This window comes from Anaerosinus sp. (assembly GCF_965318445.1).
In genome coordinates this window covers 319,123-339,156 of the sequence record NZ_CBDNNH010000002.1, presented here as the reverse complement: position 1 = coordinate 339,156, position 20,034 = coordinate 319,123, and the positions used below count along the sequence as shown (strand labels likewise).

24 protein-coding genes and 1 other annotated feature are annotated in these 20,034 nt (G+C 35.8%); of the genes, 4 read left to right on the top strand and 20 right to left on the bottom strand.

Annotated elements, in window-relative coordinates; translation table 11 throughout:
- Window positions 1-373 precede the first annotated feature (373 nt).
- The 4 genes from ACWZFG_RS02000 (at window position 374) to fba (ending at window position 3,343) form a co-directional block, all read left to right on the top strand.
- Entirely contained in the window at window positions 374-688 is a 315-nt protein-coding gene (locus tag ACWZFG_RS02000; protein WP_147668117.1) for a hypothetical protein, read from the top strand.
- 12 nt (window positions 689-700) lie between these two features.
- Window positions 701-1,165 (top strand): hypothetical protein, encoded by a 465-nt coding sequence (locus ACWZFG_RS01995; protein ID WP_177505410.1) that lies wholly within the window; start codon window positions 701-703, stop codon window positions 1,163-1,165.
- 89 nt (window positions 1,166-1,254) lie between these two features.
- Window positions 1,255-2,145, top strand: a complete 891-nt coding sequence (locus tag ACWZFG_RS01990) for an RluA family pseudouridine synthase (RefSeq protein ID WP_177505409.1) — start codon at window positions 1,255-1,257, stop codon at window positions 2,143-2,145.
- A gap of 262 nt (window positions 2,146-2,407) precedes the next feature.
- On the top strand, window positions 2,408-3,343 hold the full coding sequence (gene fba / locus ACWZFG_RS01985) for a class II fructose-1,6-bisphosphate aldolase (RefSeq protein WP_177505408.1): 936 nt from the start codon (window positions 2,408-2,410) through the stop codon (window positions 3,341-3,343).
- 90 nt (window positions 3,344-3,433) lie between these two features.
- Here the strand turns inward: fba and ACWZFG_RS01980 are convergent, their stop codons facing one another.
- The 20 genes from ACWZFG_RS01980 to ACWZFG_RS01885 form a co-directional block, all read right to left on the bottom strand.
- Complete coding sequence (locus ACWZFG_RS01980) at window positions 3,434-4,321, bottom strand: prephenate dehydrogenase (RefSeq protein WP_177505407.1); 888 nt, start codon at window positions 4,319-4,321, stop codon at window positions 3,434-3,436.
- Entirely contained in the window at window positions 4,318-5,334 is a 1,017-nt protein-coding gene (aroF, locus tag ACWZFG_RS01975; RefSeq protein ID WP_177505406.1) for a 3-deoxy-7-phosphoheptulonate synthase, read from the bottom strand. Before aroF ends, ACWZFG_RS01980 begins: the two co-directional genes overlap by 4 nt.
- 51 nt (window positions 5,335-5,385) lie before the next feature.
- Window positions 5,386-5,623: a binding site (T-box leader), on the bottom strand.
- Between the two features lie 52 nt (window positions 5,624-5,675).
- Window positions 5,676-6,128, bottom strand: a complete 453-nt coding sequence (locus ACWZFG_RS01970) for an N-acetyltransferase (RefSeq protein WP_147668105.1) — start codon at window positions 6,126-6,128, stop codon at window positions 5,676-5,678.
- A gap of 261 nt (window positions 6,129-6,389) precedes the next feature.
- A complete protein-coding gene (gene nth / locus ACWZFG_RS01965) occupies window positions 6,390-7,025 on the bottom strand; it encodes an endonuclease III (RefSeq protein WP_418627509.1) in 636 nt (211 codons plus the stop codon).
- Window positions 7,026-7,100: 75 nt separating this feature from the next.
- Window positions 7,101-8,459, bottom strand: a complete 1,359-nt coding sequence (locus tag ACWZFG_RS01960) for a PFL family protein (RefSeq protein WP_147668101.1) — start codon at window positions 8,457-8,459, stop codon at window positions 7,101-7,103.
- Between the two features lie 32 nt (window positions 8,460-8,491).
- Window positions 8,492-8,761, bottom strand: coding sequence for an ACT domain-containing protein (locus ACWZFG_RS01955; protein ID WP_147668099.1), 270 nt, complete (start codon window positions 8,759-8,761; stop codon window positions 8,492-8,494).
- A gap of 298 nt (window positions 8,762-9,059) precedes the next feature.
- A complete protein-coding gene (locus ACWZFG_RS01950) occupies window positions 9,060-10,763 on the bottom strand; it encodes a proline--tRNA ligase (protein ID WP_177505404.1) in 1,704 nt (567 codons plus the stop codon).
- A gap of 7 nt (window positions 10,764-10,770) precedes the next feature.
- Window positions 10,771-11,832 carry a flavodoxin-dependent (E)-4-hydroxy-3-methylbut-2-enyl-diphosphate synthase gene (ispG, locus tag ACWZFG_RS01945; protein WP_177505403.1) on the bottom strand — a complete coding sequence of 354 codons (1,062 nt, stop codon included), beginning with the start codon at window positions 11,830-11,832 and terminating at the stop codon, window positions 10,771-10,773.
- A 29-nt stretch (window positions 11,833-11,861) separates the two neighbouring features.
- Complete coding sequence (gene rseP, locus ACWZFG_RS01940) at window positions 11,862-12,893, bottom strand: RIP metalloprotease RseP (protein ID WP_147668092.1); 1,032 nt, start codon at window positions 12,891-12,893, stop codon at window positions 11,862-11,864.
- Between the two features lie 22 nt (window positions 12,894-12,915).
- A complete protein-coding gene (locus ACWZFG_RS01935) occupies window positions 12,916-14,085 on the bottom strand; it encodes a 1-deoxy-D-xylulose-5-phosphate reductoisomerase (RefSeq protein ID WP_177505401.1) in 1,170 nt (389 codons plus the stop codon).
- Between the two features lie 14 nt (window positions 14,086-14,099).
- A complete protein-coding gene (locus ACWZFG_RS01930; RefSeq protein WP_177505400.1) occupies window positions 14,100-14,933 on the bottom strand; it encodes a phosphatidate cytidylyltransferase in 834 nt (277 codons plus the stop codon).
- 29 nt (window positions 14,934-14,962) lie between these two features.
- The gene (locus ACWZFG_RS01925; RefSeq protein WP_177505399.1) at window positions 14,963-15,736 is read right to left on the bottom strand and encodes an isoprenyl transferase; all 774 of its coding nucleotides are present in this window, start codon (window positions 15,734-15,736) and stop codon (window positions 14,963-14,965) included.
- A 60-nt stretch (window positions 15,737-15,796) separates the two neighbouring features.
- The gene (locus ACWZFG_RS01920; RefSeq protein ID WP_147668084.1) at window positions 15,797-15,964 is read right to left on the bottom strand and encodes a DUF362 domain-containing protein; all 168 of its coding nucleotides are present in this window, start codon (window positions 15,962-15,964) and stop codon (window positions 15,797-15,799) included.
- Between the two features lie 2 nt (window positions 15,965-15,966).
- Entirely contained in the window at window positions 15,967-16,170 is a 204-nt protein-coding gene (locus tag ACWZFG_RS01915; RefSeq protein WP_177505398.1) for a hypothetical protein, read from the bottom strand.
- Between the two features lie 5 nt (window positions 16,171-16,175).
- Window positions 16,176-16,733, bottom strand: a complete 558-nt coding sequence (frr, locus tag ACWZFG_RS01910) for a ribosome recycling factor (protein WP_177505397.1) — start codon at window positions 16,731-16,733, stop codon at window positions 16,176-16,178.
- Window positions 16,733-17,458, bottom strand: a complete 726-nt coding sequence (gene pyrH / locus ACWZFG_RS01905; protein WP_177505396.1) for a UMP kinase — start codon at window positions 17,456-17,458, stop codon at window positions 16,733-16,735. The genes frr and pyrH overlap by 1 nt, the downstream gene beginning before the upstream one ends.
- Before the next feature lie 105 nt (window positions 17,459-17,563).
- Window positions 17,564-18,214 carry a translation elongation factor Ts gene (gene tsf / locus ACWZFG_RS01900; RefSeq protein WP_147668076.1) on the bottom strand — a complete coding sequence of 217 codons (651 nt, stop codon included), beginning with the start codon at window positions 18,212-18,214 and terminating at the stop codon, window positions 17,564-17,566.
- 78 nt (window positions 18,215-18,292) lie between these two features.
- A complete protein-coding gene (gene rpsB, locus ACWZFG_RS01895; RefSeq protein WP_177505395.1) occupies window positions 18,293-19,006 on the bottom strand; it encodes a 30S ribosomal protein S2 in 714 nt (237 codons plus the stop codon).
- A 175-nt stretch (window positions 19,007-19,181) separates the two neighbouring features.
- A complete protein-coding gene (locus tag ACWZFG_RS01890) occupies window positions 19,182-19,655 on the bottom strand; it encodes a DUF6115 domain-containing protein (RefSeq protein WP_177505394.1) in 474 nt (157 codons plus the stop codon).
- Between the two features lie 42 nt (window positions 19,656-19,697).
- The gene (locus ACWZFG_RS01885; RefSeq protein WP_177505393.1) at window positions 19,698-20,021 is read right to left on the bottom strand and encodes a hypothetical protein; all 324 of its coding nucleotides are present in this window, start codon (window positions 20,019-20,021) and stop codon (window positions 19,698-19,700) included.
- Window positions 20,022-20,034: the final 13 nt, after the last annotated feature.

The following is a 20,034-nucleotide window of genomic DNA, read 5'->3' as shown; positions in this document are numbered from 1 at the left end:
AAAGTACGCTAAAAATCATATATAAAAAATATATTAAAGCTCTCACGTCAAATTCAATACAAAACAATAAAGTAACCATGTGAAAATTCATAAGATTTTGTATCACTCTTACCTCCAAATTCATAGGATACGGTAAATTAAGACTTGATTCAGATGGAGTTTTACTTCCTCTGATTCTTAGCCGACCTTATCCAGTAACTTAACCGTTCTACCTGCGTCCTATGGTTATAATGCCCATATGTAAAATGTGGAAGCCTAAAAGCCACGAACCAAAATCTCCGATTTTGTGTGACGTATATTTCGTCAGATGAGCGGATTAGTATCGGATAAATAATAAACATATTTTAGCGTTAAAAAGGAGGCTTGTTATCCTATGGATTGTCATTATCCTCATTGGTATAAAAATAACGATTCTAGTGATTCATGTAAAGATATGCAAGACTGTAATCATTATGATCCGAGATTATATGCAATGCCAGATGCATCTTTTAAAGATCGATTACTAGGCATGCTCGGAAATAAAATTATTTTCTCAGTAGACGCAAGAGTTTGCGGCAAAGAGACTTTATGCGGCTCGCTTTGTTACGTTGGCTGCGATTTTATTATTGTGAATATTTGCCTAAAACGTAAACCAATTTCTATGTATGTCCCTATTTGTAAGATTCGTTTTCTTGCTTTAGATCAATAGGAGGTGAATAAGTTGAGTGTATTTCGCCCTCGCAAAGCAGCAGCGATTGACTATGATCACGTAAAATACTTACATGATGAATGTATTGAACAACTAGAATTAATGAAAATTTCTTTAGAATCTGCCCAGCTTTCTAATGATGAAATTCGGGATCAATTAGACTATATGGCCCAAAATCATTGGCAGTTCTATTTAGATACATTACATCTTTTATCAATGCATGACAATGATTTAAAAGACTCTTTATTAAAAGTTGGTCTAAACGCTCGTAATACAGAATCTAATCAAGAAAAAGAATACCAAGTTAAAAGAGTTCTTCTTTTAACTCTAACTACAAGTCTTATTAAAAGACATCGTCGCATGGAGTATGTATTTTCTAATCAAAATAATCCTGCAAAAGATTTTCTTTCTCTTGCAGCACCAATTGAGCGTGATTACCTAGTAACTACAATTACAATCATTCATAATCTAATTTAATCAGCAAGGGAATGATAATATTTCATTCCCTATTAATTTTTGAATCTATATATTATAATACATTCATATCTAAAAAAGAAGGAGTTTTCATGACTACATTTATTGTACCCGAAAATACACCCGCTCAACCGCTGAAAGATTTTTTAAGGAAAATTTGTGGAATATCTTTGACTGGCTGGCGTAAAATAAAACAGAGTGATTCTTTAAAAATTAATGGAATCATAGCCAGCCCTGGACAAGCTGTCATTTATCCAAAAGATATCATAACGTATGAATTATGTTTAAAAAAGAAGAATTCTATGCAACCAATGCCTATTCCTATAGACATTATTTTTGAGGATGAATATTTATTAGTGATTAATAAACCTGCAAATATGCTTGTTCATCCAACGACTAAAGAACATCATCATACGTTAGCCAATGCAGTATTATTTCATTATCAAAAAAATAACTTATCATTAAATTATCATCCAGTGCACAGGCTTGATAAAAATACGTCTGGTCTCGTTCTTATCGCCAAATATCCACATATTCAGCATCAATTTTCTCATGCGCTAGAAAACAAATTGCTTGCACGTAATTATATCGCAATTATACAAGGAAATATTGCTAATGAAAATGGAATTATAAATCTGCCAATTGCTAGGCATCCTAATAGTATTATTGAACGTATTGTTTCTTCTGCTGGGCAAGAAGCAATTACGCATTACCAAGTAATCGAAAGGTATCTTAATGCTTGTCAAATAAAATTATCATTAAAAACTGGTAGAACCCATCAAATTCGAGTACATTTATCATATTTAGGGCATCCTATTATTGGTGATGATTTATATGGGGGGGACATATCTTTATTACAGCGTCAAGCCTTACACGCTTTTAATTTAACTTTTACTCATCCAGTTACTAAACAAACCTTAAGCTTTAATAGTCCACTACCAAATGATATAGAAAGATTACTCATACAGCTAAAAACTCTGTAGACAATCTGCTAATAAAATATAATTCAATTGTTTTAAAGTTTTTAATTTTTTTATTGCCTACAATCTTTATTTTTCAATGTATTTTTACATCTATACTTTTTATTTTTCTTTTGTAGAATAAAAACTTTTCCTTAAAAGTTAAATAAATCTTCACATCTTATAAAAATTTCTAAATAAATAAAAAACTTTTACTACCATTACCTATAAGTTATGGTATAATTACTACGTAAAGAAAATAAAACTAAATTCAGGAGGTAATATTATGCCATTAGTTACATCTACGGAAATGTTTAAAAAAGCTTATGAAGGCCATTATGCGATTGGTGCATTTAATGTTAATAATATGGAGATCATTCAAGGGATTGTATCTGCTGCTAAAGAAGTACAAGCACCTCTTATTTTGCAAGTTTCCGCTGGTGCTCGTAAATATGCAAATCATGTTTACTTAACAAAATTAGTTGAAGCTGCTATTGAAGATAGTGGTCTTCCAATATGTCTACATTTAGATCATGGCGCTGATTTTGAGATTTGCAAATCTTGTATTGATGGCGGATTTACTTCCGTTATGATTGATGGATCTCACCATAGTTTTGAAGATAACATTGAGTTAACAAAACGTGTAGTTGACTATGCACATAGCAAAGGTGTCGTTGTTGAAGGGGAATTAGGACAGCTTGCAGGTATTGAAGATGACGTAAATGTATCTGCAGAAAATGCTTCTTACACGCAACCGGATCAAGTTGAAGAATTCGTTTCAAAAACAGGTGTTGATTCTCTTGCTATTGCTATCGGAACAAGCCATGGTGCTTTTAAATTTAAACCTGGACAAAAACCACAGCTACGTTTTGATATTTTGAAAGAAGTAGAAAAGCGTTTGCCTAATTTTCCAATTGTTTTACATGGTGCTTCTTCTGTTGTTCCTAAATATGTTAATATCATTAATGAATATGGTGGAAATCTTGATAATGCAATTGGCATTCCAGAAGATATGTTACGTGAAGCTTCGAAGATGGCAGTTTGTAAAATCAACATTGATTCCGATTTGCGTTTAGCAATGACTGCCGGAGTCAGAGAATACCTAGCTTTACATCCTGAACATTTCGATCCTAGACAATATTTAAAACCAGCGAGAGAAAATATTAAAGATGTAGTAAAACATAAATTAGTTCATGTTTTAGGCTGCGACGGCAAAGCTTAATACAAAAAAGGCGAAGGTATAGCACGCCTTCATCTTTTTATATAATAAATGCAAAAATACTGCTCAACCATAATGGTCAAGCAGTATTTTTTAAATTTCAAATAAATTATGCGTTTTATCAAGAAATTTATCTCGTCGCTCTTTTGCCTCATAAAAATAATCATAAATGTTTTCTCTATTTTTATTCTTTATATCAATAATCACAGTATCAATGATTTCTTTTAACTCTTCTAAATGAGCTATAATTGCTTCTGGATTTGACATACAAATATCCGCCCACATATCCGCATTAGAAGAGGCAATTCGCGTTGTATCCTTAAATCCACCACCCGCAAGCTTTAAATTCGCCTCAATGTCATTTTTATTATGATTTAATAGCGTAACTAACGCCGCTGCAGTTACATGTGGCACATGGCTGATAATCGAGGCGCAACGATCATGTTTAGCTATATCCAGTGTTGTAATGTTCGCACCAGTAAGTTTCAGAATAGAACATACCTTGTTAACAACTTTACGTGGTGCCCCGGTATCCTCAACAATCACATAACATTTATTTTTAAATAAATCTGCATCAGCTGCTTTTATTCCACTATGTTCTTTTCCTGCCATAGGATGTCCAGCAACATAATAAATATCAGGCGGTAAAATTTTTTTTAATTGTTGCCATATAAATTGTTTTGTACTTCCTGTATCCGTAATTACCGCTCCTGATTTTATAAATGGCAATATCTTTTCAACCATTGGCCCAATCTGTAATACCGGAGTACTAAGAAAAATGATATCTGCATCTTTTACCGCTTGTGCATAATCACTAGTCGCCATATCTACAGCACCACGTTCGACAGCAATACGTAAAGTTTCGCGATTTTTATCCAAACCTGAAATACAAACTTTATCCCGCAATTCTTTTTTTAGTGCTAAGCCAATTGAGCCGCCAATTAATCCAATCCCAACAATGCAAATTTTTAATTCGCTCATCTTAATTTTTTCCCCATAAGTTGAGCGAATTTTTCAACCTCGTTCATTACTTCATTAAAGTTGCTAGGAGTTAACGATTGCTTCCCATCGCACAAAGCAATCTCCGGATTTGGATGTACTTCAATCATTAATCCATCCGCGCCAGCAGCAATTGCGGCTCTTGCCATTGGACGAACCATTTGCCAACGCCCAGTACCATGACTAGGATCAACAATAACTGGTAAATGCGATAATTCTTTTACAATAGCTACTGCGCCTAAATCTAAAGTATTTCTTGTGTAAGTTTCATAAGTACGAATTCCACGTTCACAAAGAATAACATTGTAATTTCCCTCTGCCATAATGTATTCAGCTGCATTTAACCATTCACTAATTGTCGCAGATAGACCTCGTTTTAGTAAAACTGGTTTATTAGCTTTTCCAACTACTTTTAATAATTGGAAATTTTGCATGTTGCGTGCACCAACTTGTAATACATCAGCGTATTCACAATGTATGTCAATGGCATTTACATCAACAATTTCTGTAACTACTTTTAGTCCAGTTTCTTGTCCAACCTCAGCGAGCATTTTTAATCCTTTTTCAGCTAAACCTTGAAAATCATACGGAGATGTGCGTGGCTTAAATGCTCCCCCACGTAAGAAATGAGCTCCTGCAACTTTCACTGCTGTAGCAGCTTCTAGAAGTTGTTCTCTACTTTCAACTGCACAAGGGCCAGCCATAACGCCTAATTGTCCTCCACCAATTTTTACACCGCCAATGTCAACTATGCTATCTTCGCGTTTAAATTCACGCCCAACCAATTTATAACTTTCTGTAATAGATACAGCTTTTTCTACCCCTGGGAAAACTTCAACTTGCAATTGAGCAATCGTTTTCTTATCGCCAATTACACCGATTATAGTTCTTGTATGACCTTCAGATAAGTGGACTTGTAATCCAGCTGCGGAAATCTTATTTATTACTTGTTCAATTTGTTCTCTTCCAACTCCTGGTTTCATTACAATAATCATATCTTTTTCCCCCAATAATTTAAATTTAAGTACAAAAAAACCCGCCCCTATATCAGGGACGAGTTAAACTACCCGTGGTACCACCCTGCTTGCCAAAGCAAGCCACTCAATTCAAGTACATACATACTCTAGCCTATGATAACGGTGGCATTCCGACACAGCCTATTTACCAAAAGTGTTCAGCCTGTAGCTTACAAGTGTATTTCAATCAGTGAATTTACTGAGTTCCACCAAACCTCAGCTCTCTAAAAAATACTTCTGATTTACTTCTCTTGATCAATGCTTTTGTGCTTATTGATTGTTACTATAACAAACTAAAATTTGCTTGTCAACCCTATTTATTAAATTTTTCGCATCATCGCAATTTCATCACAATTAGGAAATTTAGGACAATTGATACATTCTTTCCAAACCTTATGTGGTAACTGATCTTTACTGATTTCTTCAAAACCGCATTTACCAAAGAATTCAGGTTGATATGTAAGTGTGAAAACAGTTTCTACCCCCAGCACTTTACCTTCATCGACTAATAATTCAACAATTTTTTTTCCTATGCCAGCGCATTTCATTTGCGGCGATACTGCTAAAGTTCGCACCTCCGCTAATTTGTCCCAAATTAAGTGCAGTGCACCAACACCAACTAATATGCCCTCATTTTCAGCAACAATCATATCACGCAAGCACTCATATAAACTATTGCGCGACCTTGGCAACATTAGACCATCATTTGCATATGCATTAACCAATTCATATATCTTCTCTACATCAGAAAACGTAGGCTTTCTATATTCCATAAACTCATCCCCTTAAAATTCTTTAAACAAGTAAATCAACATCATGAATATTTAATCTTCCTTTTATCTGATGGCTAACGGGGTCATCTATCGAAATAAGCGATTCACACAAAATCAAAGATTTTGGTTCTCTGCTTATAATACCTCCATTCTTAAGCGGAAGTAAAGGCCTCGTCCCCCCTGGATTACGCATCTGATTTCAGTGGGAGTTAAAACTCCCACTGAAACAGCTTTTTTATAATTATACTTGTTAATTTATCTTTATGCAAGTTTAAAACTTGGACACAATTCTTTTAAGGGACATTCTTCGCATAATGGCTTTCTTGATTTACAAACCAATCGCCCATGCCAAATGAGCCAATGATGCGCTGCCGACCACTTTTCCTTTGGAATCGCTTCCATCAAGCCTTGCTCAACTGTTAAAGGATTATCTCCTACTGCCAATTTTAAGCGATTTGATACACGAAATACATGTGTATCTACAGCAATTGCGGGAATATCAAAAATAATACTCACAACAACATTAGCCGTTTTTCGGCCAACGCCGGGAAGCTTCATTAATTCTTCAATTGTCTGCGGAACTTCACCATGATATTCATCGCAAATTTTTTGACAAGCTGCCATTATATTTTTTGCCTTACTGCGAAATAATCCACAATCGCGAATTTCCTCTTCAAGGTCGTGAACACCCATTGCTAAAATCGCCTGTGGTGTATTTGCCCTGGCAAATAATCTCGCTGTTGTTATATTCACCCTGACATCTGTACACTGTGCAGACAAAATTACAGCAATCAAAAGTTCAAATGGAGATGTATAATGCAATGCTGGTTTTACATCCTTATATACTTCACCCAAAATGTCTATCATTTCAGCTTTTATTTTTTTAGTAACACGCATCCTATTCACCTCATGACAGATAAATTCCAAACGATTTTTAAGAAACAGTTTTTTTTGCATATTTATGCGATTATACTAATTTGTTAAACTGCGTACAGGCGCTGGAATACGTCCACCACGCGCAATAAATGCTTCCGAACTATATTTGCTAACTGGAATTACTGGAGAATATCCTAATAAACCGCCAAATTCAACTGTGTCGCCTACTTTTTTCCCCGGTACTGGAATAATGCGAACGGCCGTCGTTTTATTGTTAATCATCCCAATTGCTGCTTCATCAGCAATAATACCAGAAATAGTCGCAGCAGTAGTATCACCAGCTACAGGTATCATATCAAGCCCCACAGAGCAAACGCATGTCATTGCTTCTAACTTTTCTAACGACAATGCGCCAGATTCAACAGCTGCTATCATTCCAGCATCCTCACTTACAGGAATAAATGCGCCACTTAACCCACCAACGTGAGAAGAGGCCATAAGCCCACCTTTTTTCACAGCATCATTTAACAATGCCAAGGCAGCCGTTGTACCTGGAGCTCCACAGCTTTCAAGTCCCATTTCTTCTAAAATATGTGCTACACTATCTCCTACCGCTGGAGTAGGTGCAAGCGATAAGTCGATAATCCCAAATGGAACACCAAGGCGTTTTGATGCTTCTTGCGCTACTAGTTGCCCTACACGAGTAATTTTAAATGCAGTTTTCTTTATTGTTTCAGCAACCTGACTAAAATCCGCCCCTTTTATATCTTCAAGCGCCCGTTTTACTACACCAGGACCACTTACACCAACATTAATTACCTTTTCTGCTTCACTCACGCCATGGAAAGCACCTGCCATGAATGGATTGTCACCAGGAACATTAGAAAAGATAACAAGCTTAGCACAGCCAATCGCATCACGATCGCGTGTAAGTTCAGCAGTACGCTTTACAATTTCGCCCATTTCACGTACACAATCCATATTGATTCCAGCTTTTGTTGAGCCAAGATTTACTGAAGAACAAACACGATCCGTTGTAGCCAAAGCCTGTGGAATTGAATTAATTAAAATTCTATCGCCATTTGTGTAGCCTTTTTCAACTAAAGCTGAAAAACCACCAATAAAATTTACGCCAACTTCTTTTGCCGCTGCATCTAAAGCTTCAGCAACCGGCACATAACTGTCCGTTCGGCACGCTTCTGCTGCAATCGCAATCGGCGTTACAGATATACGTTTATTAATGATTGGAATCCCATATTCCGCCTCAATATCTTCACCCGTTTGTACAAGAAATTCTGCCGATGTTGTGATTTTATCATAGATATTCTGGCAGAATTGCTTAATGTTAGGATGTGCGCAATCCCTTAAACTAATCCCCATTGTAATCGTTCTAACATCTAATTTATTTTCTGTAATCATTCGGTTTGTTTCTAATATATCATGTATCGTTATCACAAATTTTCCCCCTATGTATCATTTTAAAAGATTTAGATTTTATGCATGATGTTAAAAATATCCTGATGTTGTGCTTTAATTTCAAGATTGATTTCTTCACCTTTTTCGCGCAATATTTGCTGTAAATCTTTTAATTTTAATTTACTTTCACTCATTTCAGCAATCATTACCATATTAAAAAAACCATCTAAAATATTTTGATTAATATTTAAAATATTTACATTGTTCTCCGCTAAAATGTTACTTACCATTGCAATAATACCAACTCTATCTTTACCAACGATTGTTACAACTATTTTCATATACATACTCCCCTTATTTTTTTAATTATTCATAAAAGTGTGTAAATCATGAACTTTGTATATGTACAAAATGTCATATAGTATATTATACGCAAAATAAAAAAAAAGCCAAGTTATTTAAACAATTTTTTTACATTCTAAAGAAAAGTTTTCCACTTTTCTTTAATAAAAAAGGGACGCATATTACGTCCCTTAATGTTTTGAATAACTACTGACAATTCTTTACCTTCAGCACTCTAACTTAGAAAAAATATATACTCTTGCTTCTAAACAAGCTAAAGCCCAACCGTCCATTCTATTATAACGTTGCAAGTAATCTCTGTACATTTGCTAAATATTTATCTTGTGTGTAGTCAAACGCTTCGCCCGTACGTCTTACTTTTACCTCTACAGTACCTTCATTTACAGCTTTAGGTCCAACAGTGATACGCAATGGATAGCCAATTAAATCTGCATCTTTAAATTTTACTCCGGCACGTTCTTTACGATCGTCAAGTAAAACTTCTATTTTTGCGGCTTTTAACTCTTCATATAGTTTTTCAGCAATCTCCATTTGCTCTGCATCTTTTGCATTAATCGGTACTATAACTACAGTATATGGTGCAATTGCTGCTGGCCAAATAATACCATGCTCATCAAAATTTTGTTCAATTGCTGCTGCCATTGTACGGCTTACACCAACTCCATAGCATCCCATAACCATTGGCTTTTCACGGCCATTTTCATCCAGATACATCGCCTTTAAAGCTTTACTGTATTTAGTTCCTAGTTTAAATACTTGTCCCGCTTCAATTCCCCGCGCAGTTTTTAACGGTTTGCCACAATGCGGACATGGATCACCAACTTGAATCAAACGAATATCTGTAACGAGTACATCTTTAAAGTCACGCTTGGGATTGATATTTTTATAATGTTTATCTACTTGATTTGCACCAGCGGCTGCATTATACATTTCCATAACCGTTGCATCTACTACAATCGTCGCACCTTTAATCCCGATAGGACTCATAAAACCTGGTACTCCGCCAACTGCCAAAATTGCTTCCTCACTTGCCATACGAAGCACAATAGCACCTACAGCATTTTGTAATTTTACATCATTTACTTCATGATCTCCACGGACAAATGCAAGAATAACTTCATCCTTTTCATTCTGGAAAGCAACTGCTTTTATATTCTTCTTTATATCTACGCCTAAATACTGAGAAACTGCTTCAATTGTTTTAGTATTTGGCGTATCCACAATTTCTAAAGGTAATTCAGCTTCTTTTCCTGCCAAAATAGGTTTTAATTCAGCTTTTTCCACATTTGCAGCGTAATCACACGCTTCACAATATACGATGGCTGCCTCACCAGATTCAGCAATGACCATAAATTCATGCGTATTACTGCCGCCAATTGCCCCACCATCGGCTTCTACAGCACGGAAATTAAGTCCACAACGACTAAATATATTCGTATAGGCATCGTACATTTTTTTATAACTGATATCTAAGCCTTCTTCATCTTTATCAAAAGAATATAAATCTTTCATGATAAATTCACGTCCACGCATAAGTCCGAAGCGAGGACGAATTTCATCACGATATTTATTTTGGATTTGATATAACATCAATGGTAATTGCCGATAAGAGCGCACATCCGAGCGAACAAGCGTTGTAATCATTTCTTCATGAGTTGGGCCTAGACAAAAATCGCGATTGTGACGATCTTTTAAGCGGAACATTTCATCTCCATAAACATCCCAACGCCCAGTCTCATGCCATAATTCCGCAGGTTGCATTATTGGCATAGCAAGTTCTTGTCCACCTGCATTATCCATTTCTTCACGGACAATTTCTTCAATTTTCTTTAAAACACGCCAAGCTAACGGCAAATATGTATAAACACCACCGGCAGCCTTTCTAATCATTCCAGCTCTAAGCATTAATTGATGGCTGATAACTTCCGCCTCAGCTGGTGTTTCTCTAAGTGTAGGTGCATATAATTGTGTAGTACGCATGAAAAACTTACTCCTCCTCTAAAATCGCATCTATTTCTTTAAACAATTCTTCAACCAGACATTCTTCTGGCACTTTCCGAATGATTTCACCTTTACGGAATACTAATCCTTCTTTTTTCCCACCAGCAATCCCCACATCAGCTTCGCGTGCTTCTCCTGGTCCATTTACAACACAGCCCATAACAGCTACGCTAATGGGTCTTGTAATTACTTTTAATTTATCTTCAACTCGGCCTGCAATTTCTGCCAAGTTAATATTACAACGCCCACAAGTCGGACAAGATACTAAAGTCGGACCACATTCCCTTAACTTCAAGGATTTTAGAATTTGATTTGCTACTTTTACTTCTTCTACTGGATCCCCAGTTAAAGAAATTCTAAAGGTATCCCCAATTCCTTGGGCTAACAGTGCCCCTATACCAACAGATGATTTAATAACCCCCGAATGAACAGTTCCAGCTTCTGTAATACCTAAGTGAAGTGGATAATCACTCTTTTCACTCATTAATTGATATGCTGCAATCGTTAAAGGCACGTCATGTGCCTTTAACGAAATTTTTGTATCATAGAAATTCAAACTTTCTAAAATTTTAATATGCTGCATGGCACTCTCAACCATTGCCTCAGGCGTTGGACGGCCATACTTCGCTAACAAAATTTTATCTAATGAACCGGCATTTACACCAATTCGAATTGGAATATGTCTATTTTTTGCTGCTTTGACTACAGCTTCAACACAGTCAGAATCTCCAATATTTCCCGGGTTTAAGCGAAGTCCATCAATCCCACTATCGACTGCAGCAATAGCCAAACGATAATCAAAATGAACATCCGCAACTAAAGGAACATCAACTAAATCCTTTATTTTTCTTAATGCTATCGCCGCTTCCATATCAGGAATCGCTAAGCGTACAATATCACAACCAGCCGCAACTAATCTTTGGATTTGCTCTACACTGCTAGTCACATCTTGTGTCTTTGTATTCGTCATTGACTGAACACTAATTGGAGCACCGCCACCAATAGCAATATCTCCAATCATTATTTTCCGCGTCATCTTCCGCTTCATTCCATCCACACCTCAATTACTACGGCTTATCAGCCAAACCAATTTGTTCTGATAATATCCTTTGATGTCGCAAATACCATTAAAGCTAAGAGTAACATAAAGCCAAACATTTGCGCTTTTTGCACCAATTCTGGGCTCAAAGGTTTTCCTCTTACACCTTCAATCACTAAAGTCACAAAATGACCGCCATCTAAAGCCGGGATTGGCAATAAATTAATAATCCCTAAATTAATGCTCAAAAAAGCAGCAAATTGTAGTAATGGAATAATCCCCATCTGCGCTACTTCACCAGCCATTTGCGCTACACCAATCGGTCCAGCTAATTCAGCATCAATTTTTCCAGCGACCATCTGGATTAATCCATCTACCATCGCTACAGTCACCGAAATTGTATTCTTTATTGCTAACCCAGTAGCTTCAACAAATCCCGGCCGATAATTATCATATTTAGAAAGCACACCAATAATTGCCCTTTTAGATTGTTCATCATAAACAGGAATTAAACTAGCTACTCCAATATTCCCCTCACGTTCATATTGCACTTTTAATATTTTTCCATCACTGACTTGAACAACAGAGACAAATTCTTTCCATGTATGAATATCCTTATCATCAACTTTAATAATTCTATCACCTTGCATTAAACCCGCCTGTGCAGCTGCTTTTCCCTCCATAACTTCACCAAAAATAGGTTCTGGAGAAGGTGTATTGATTCCAGCAGTAAGAAAGATACCTAGAAATATTAATACAGGTAAAATAAAATTCATTGTCGATCCAGCTAGGATTACAATCATTCTCGCCCAAATAGGTTTCGCCGTATAAGCGCGTTCATCCTTTTCCTCATCCGGATCCATCCCTGCAATCTTGTTAAATCCGCCTAAAGGAATAATTCGAAGGGAATATAAAGTTTCACCTTTTTGATAGCTAAAAAGCTTTGGTCCAAATCCTATTGCAAATTCTTCTACACGCATACCTACCATTTTGGCAGTAATAAAATGTCCAAGTTCATGAAATAAAACTAATAAACCAAAGACAAATATAGTTGCTACTAATGTAGTCAATTACGAATCGCCTCCATTCATTCTAATCATTTTTATTATTTTCAAAATTTAAAAGATTCTCTTGCGCGAAATTTCTCGTCCAAGCGTCTATTTGATATAAATCCGCTAAATTTGGTTTTGCAATAACAGTATGGTTATTCATCGCAGATTTTATTACTTTACTAATAGATAAGAAAGATATTTTTCCTTCCAAAAATGCATTGACTGCAATTTCATTTGCCGCATTAAATACACAAGGCATAGAACCTCCTGTTTTTCCTGCTCGATAAGCCAATGCTAAAGCTTCAAATGTCTCAGTATCCGGTTTTTCAAAAGTTAATGTTGCAACTTTGAATAAATCTAGTTTAGGAGAATGCATTACTTCTCGATGCGGATAAGTTAAGGCATATTGAATGGGTAATTTCATATCTGGCACTCCCAATTGTGCCATAACCGCACCATCAACATATTCAATCATTGAGTGAATAATACTTTGTGGATGAACTACTACTTCAATTTGATCATAATCCACATCATAGAGCCATTTTGCCTCAATGACTTCCAAGCCCTTATTCGCCAATGTAGCCGAATCCGTTGTAATTTTTTTTCCCATTGCCCAATTTGGATGATTTAAACAATCTGCAATAGAAACTGACAATAGTTCCTCATGCGTTCTACCACGAAAAGGGCCCCCTGAGCAAGTTAAAATAATTTTTGCGACCTTTTCATGTTCCTCCCCTTGTAAGCATTGAAAAAGTGCACTATGTTCACTATCTACAGGCAAAATTTCTACACCATATTCCTTTGCCAGATTCATAATAATTTCACCAGCAACTACTAGAGTCTCTTTATTTGCCAATGCAATATCTTTTCCTGCTCGAATTGCAGCTACGGTAGGCTCAAGACCAGCAAAACCAACCAAAGAAGTAACTACAACATCAATTGATTCTAAAATCGCAGCGTTTATCAGTGCTTTTTTCCCAGATAAAATAATCGTTTTTCCTTTATATCTAGCTTGCAAACGATTTGCGGCCTCTTCATCTACTAATACAGCCAATTCAGGCTGAAATTCTCGAATCTGTTGCTCTAGTAATTGATCGTTATGGTAAGCGGCCAAGGCTTTTACTGCAAATCGATCTGCATTTTCTCTTACCACTTCCAATGTTTGGGTCCCAATGGAACCAGTAGAACCTAAAATAGCAATATTTTTCATCTTAGAACCCCTCATTACTGATTAAAAATTGAAAAAATATGTACGTAATAATACACTAATGGCACAGTAAACATAATGCTGTCAAAACGATCTAAAACACCACCATGCCCAGGCAAGATATCCCCAGAATCTTTTACCCCTGTAAATCGCTTAATACATGACTCCACCAAATCGCCAATCGTTGCTACACTCGCTAATAATCCCCCTAAGAAAACCATATGATATGGTGAAAAATGAAAAAGCATCCCTAAACCTACTAATGCTAATACTGTTCCTATTAAGCCACCTAAAAAGCCTTCTATTGTTTTCCCAGGACTAATACTAGGACATAATTTATGCTTTCCAATCGAACAGCCAACAAAATAAGCAAAAGTATCACTTGCCCACGTACCAACAAACGCTAACCAAATAAAAGCCGCGCCCGCAGCTATATCCCCTAAAGCAGTTGAAATTACAATATCAGTATAAGCAAAGCGTAATAAAATCAAGTGTGAAAAAGTTAACCCAACATAGAAAATACCACTGATCGTAATCGCTGCACTAGGAATGGAAAATTTAACATGTGCAAAAACAACTCTAGCAAAAATAATTAACACTCCTGCTAATAATAGTCCAATAGTTTCATTTGCATTTCCTAGCCATGCGCATCCCATAATCAATGGAATTAAAATAAAGCCTATAGTTCTCCATATAGAAACATCTATATGATTAAAAACTTTTCCATACTCATAAAATGCAATCACTGCCAACAATGTAATTGCACATACGAAAGCCCAACTTCCATACATTACTACAGCAATTGTAGCAAGCATACCAATAATACCTGTAATTATCCTTTGAATTAACATACTTCACCTACTATACTTATATTACTCGTCTATTTTAATCCACCAAATCTTCGTTCACGTTTTTGATATGATAAAACGGCTTGTAACAAATCGTTCGGCTTAAAGTCCGGCCAATTAATCTCAGTAAACCAAAACTCTGCATATGCCATTTGCCACAATAAAAAATTACTAATTCTCAAATCACCACTTGGTCTAATTACTAAATCGACTTCTGGAATCCCCGCGGTATCTAAATGATTTGTAATGAAATTTTCATTAATTTCCTCTATTTTTATCTCATTATTTTTTACTTTATTCGCTATTATTTTAACAGTACGCGTAATCTCATCTCTACTTCCATAGTTTACTGCCAAGTTCAAAATAAGACCTGTATTATTTGCTGTACGCAACTGAGCTCTTTCTATTTTAGTTTGCAACAAATTAGACAATTCTTCTATTCTACCAATAAATCTAATCTTCACATTATTTTCATGTAACTCATCTATTTCACGATCAAGATATTCCGAAAATAAATCCATTAAAAACTTAACTTCCGAATCTGGTCTTTTCCAATTTTCAGTTGAAAATGCATATGCAGTAAGTGCCTGAATTCCAAGTCCAGAAGCTGCCTTAACCACTTCTCTCAGCGTCTCAACACCAGCACGATGTCCAAGCGTTCTCATTAATCCTTGCTTCTGCGCCCATCTTCCATTTCCATCCATAATAATTGCTATATGCTTAGGCAATTTATCAAAATCAATAATTTTATATGCTTCTAGCTTGGTAACATCTTCATTTGTTTTGCCAAACCATCTTTTCCACATAAATTAACCTCCAAAAGAATATAGTAAGACTAAACCCCCTCTGGCAAGAGGGGGTCTTTATCATGGCGCTGAAATAGCTCCAACTGGACAAACCGCCGCACAGGCACCGCATTCAACGCATTCTTCTGAAATCACATATTGAGTATCTCCTTCGGAGATAGCACCAACTGGACAAGTAGCTGCACAAGAACCGCAGGAAATGCATTCTTCACTAATATTATATGCCATAATCACAACACCTCCTTTCGCATCTTTGCTGCAACAATCAACTCATATGTCTTATCATCCAGAAGCTTTTGTCTGACAACATACAAAGTTTTATCATCAACCGAAAAGAAATCTCGTGTTGGATAAGTACGAATCACTGTATATTTTATATTGAGATTCTGAAGTTCTGCCTCAACCTCACCTAAAATCCTACCAACAGCGTTCACGACAATTACACTTCCATAATTTCTTTTTCTTTTACTGCCATTACGGAATCGATTTCTTTAATATATTTATCCGTAATTTTTTGCATATCATCTTGTGCTTTTTTGCTTTCGTCTTCTGTAATTAATTTATCTTTTTCCAATTTTTTCACCGCATCAATAGCATCACGGCGAATATTTCGTACACCGACTTTCGCTTCTTCGGCTTTTTTATGAATTGTCTTTGCAATTTCACTCCGTCTTTCATTTGTCAATTGCGGAATCGACAAGCGAATCATTGTTCCATCACTATTTGGCGTAAGCCCTAAATCAGATTTTAAAATTGCTTTTTCAATTGCTCCAAGCATAGTTTTTTCCCATGGTTGAATCGTAATCATCCGTGGTTCTGGTACACTTACATTCGCCACTTGATTTACTGGCGTAGGCGCACCATAATAATCTACCATAACTTTATCTAATAACGCCGGAGTTGCTCTTCCAGCACGAATTGAAGCATATTCTCTTTTTAAAGCTTCAACCGTTTTTTTCATTCTTTCTTCTTGCGCTAAAAAAATCTCTTTTACCATTAAGGTTTACCTCCCACAACAGTACCAATATTTTGCCCTAATGCCACTTTCAAAATATTACTGTGATCATCAATATTAAATACGATAAGCGGAATTTCATTATCCATACACAAACTCGTTGCTGTAGAATCCATTACCGCTAAACCACGTTGTAAAATCTCGATATATTCTAAAGCATCGAATTTTTTTGCATCCGGATTATATTTAGGATCAGAATCATATACTCCATCTGTATTTTTCTTAGCCATTAATATAACATCTGCTTCTATTTCAGCAGCACGAAGTGCTGCGGTTGTATCCGTTGAAAAATAAGGATTACCTGTTCCAGCACCAAAAATAACAACTCTGCCTTTTTCTAAATGGCGAATTGCTTTACGTCTAATATATACCTCTGCCATTTGACGCATTTCAATCGCACTTTGCACTCTAGTGTCCACACCAGATTTTTCTAAAGCATCTTGTAATGCTAAAGAATTCATTACTGTTGCAAGCATTCCCATATAATCCGCTGTAGCTCTATCCATGCCTTTTGCACTTCCAGCTAGTCCACGCCAAATATTTCCTCCACCAACAACTACAGCTACATCAATATTATGTTCACGAATTTTCTTTATTTCTTGTGCAATAGAATCCACAACAACTGGGTCAATACCAAACCCTTTATCACCAGCTAGTGCTTCACCACTTAGTTTAAGAATTACACGTTTATATTTAGTCGCTTCCAAATACAAAACCCCCAGTCTACGTATATTCTATGTTTATTTCGACAAATTTATAAATATTCCTTTGGACTTTTAAAAAAGAGAACACATCGGTGTTCTCTTTTTTTATTATTTTACAGCAGCCATTACTTCCGCAGCAAAATCATTTTCTTTTTTCTCAATACCTTCACCAAGCTGGTATCTAGCAAATCTTCTAATGGAAATATTTTCACCAATTTTTGCAATAGAACTATTGATTAAATCAGCAATTGTTTGATCTGGATTTTTAATAAAAGTTTGTTCCATTAAACAAATTTCTTTGTAATATTTTTCAATACGACCAACAATCATCTTTTCAACGATTTTTTCTGGTTTGCCTTCATTTAATGCTTGAGCACGTAATACTTCACGTTCATGTTCTAGTACCGCTTCATCAACCTCTTCACGACGAACAAATAGAGGATTTGTAGCAGCAATTTGCATTGCAATATCACGAGCTAGTGCTTTGAAATCATCTGTTTTTGCGACAAAGTCTGTCTCACAGTTAACTTCAACCATAACACCAATTCTTCCGCCACCGTGTATGTAAGCTTCAACTACACCTTCAGCAGCAACACGACCGGCTTTTTTTGCAGCAGCCGCTAGACCTTTTTCACGTAAAAAATCAACCGCTTTCTCGATGTTACCTTCCGTTTCATTCAGTGCCTTTTTACAGTCCATCATTCCAGCACCAGTCATCTCACGTAATTCTTTAACCATTGCAGCAGTTATAGTTGCCATAAAAATCCTCCTATTTATAAAATTAGGGATAAGGGAAAGTTTTCCCCTATCCCTAATTTACATTTATTTTTTTATCTATTATTCAGCGTCTGCAGCTTCTTCAAGTTGCTCCCCTTGACGACCTTCGATAATAGCATCTGCCATTCTAGCTGTAAGAAGTTTAACCGCACGAATCGCATCATCATTACCAGGAATTACATAGTCAATTTCATCTGGATCACAATTTGTATCAACAATACCAACAATAGGAATACCTAGTTTTTTTGCTTCCGCAACAGCAATTCTTTCTTTGCGAGGATCAATCACGAATAAAGCTCCTGGAAGTTTATCCATGTTTTTAATTCCGCCTAAGAATTTTTGTAATCTTTCCATTTCATGACGAAGAGAAAGAACTTCTTTTTTAGTTAATACTTCAAAAGTGCCATTTTCTTCCATGGTTTCCAACTGTTTTAAACGATTAATACGTTTTTGGATAGTTTGGAAGTTTGTTAACATTCCGCCTAACCATCTTTCATTAACATAATACATATCAGATTTAATTGCTTCGTCTTTTACAGCTTCTTGCGCTTGTTTTTTTGTACCAACAAAAAGAATTGTTTCACCTTGGGCTGCAACATCGCGTAAGAAATTATAAGCTTCATCAACTTTTTTTACTGTTTTTTGTAAGTCAATAATGTAAATTCCATTACGTTCTGTGAAGATGTATGTAGCCATTTTAGGATTCCATCTTCTTGTTTGATGTCCAAAATGAACACCAGCTTCTAATAATTGTTTCATTGAAATAACTGCCATTTGGTGCACCTCCTGTTATTTTTCCTCCGCATTTTTCATCTTTTGTTTTCACCTGCTTAAGCAGGCACAGTACAAAATCAAAATGCGTGCGTTTTTTTACACCGTTTTGTATTTTATCATAGATTTCTATAAATCACAAGATATTTTTATAGCTTCACTCTAAATTTTCCCCAAATTATTTTTTCTTATGCATTTGACTAATCAATAAAACCGCACCTTTTCCAATCCCAGTTCTTTTCGCAATTTCATTAGTATCTATCCCTTGACTTATAAGATCATAAACTTGTTGATTTATCTCACTTATATTCATCTCTACTTTTTCTTCGAGTGCAGATGAATTCTCAATTGCTTCTTCAGCAATTACATTTTTTTCAACATCCGTTTGAATTCTATTTAAAGTATCAAATCTTTTCAGTCGTTGATCTAACGCAAAAATCTTTTCATCGGCCTCTTGAATTAAATATTCCAAATGCTCCACATGATTTCTCAACTTTGAAATAATCTGTTCAGCAGACTCTTCTAATTGTAATTGAAAATAATCTGTAGAATCTGCCACTGCATCAATTTTTTTTGTGATTTTCGCATGTTTAAAAAACAGAAAAATTCCACCACATACAATCAACAAAAAAAGAATAACTCCACTAATCATAACTTCCACTCCAAGTAATGAATTAAATTATAAAGCCACATTTCACATTTTAATATCGATATTATGACCCCTAAAAGTATCTACTGCCATTACTACTTCTTCATCGTTTTCTTTCTTTTTATTCTTTTCTCCAAAATTTTGCTGACCTCTGCGTTTTTCCTCTTTAGATTGATTATCATTAATTTTTTTACTTTCAGATTCTTCGGCTTTTTGAACTTGCTTCAAACGTTGATGTGCATTCTGTTGATATTTTTCGGCTCCAAAATCTTGCTGAAATACAGTTTGCTGCTCCCGTTGCTGCTGCCCTTTTCCTACTTCAGTTGCTTTAGGTATAACAACCTGCATATCCATTGGACTTATATTCATACCCAACACCGTC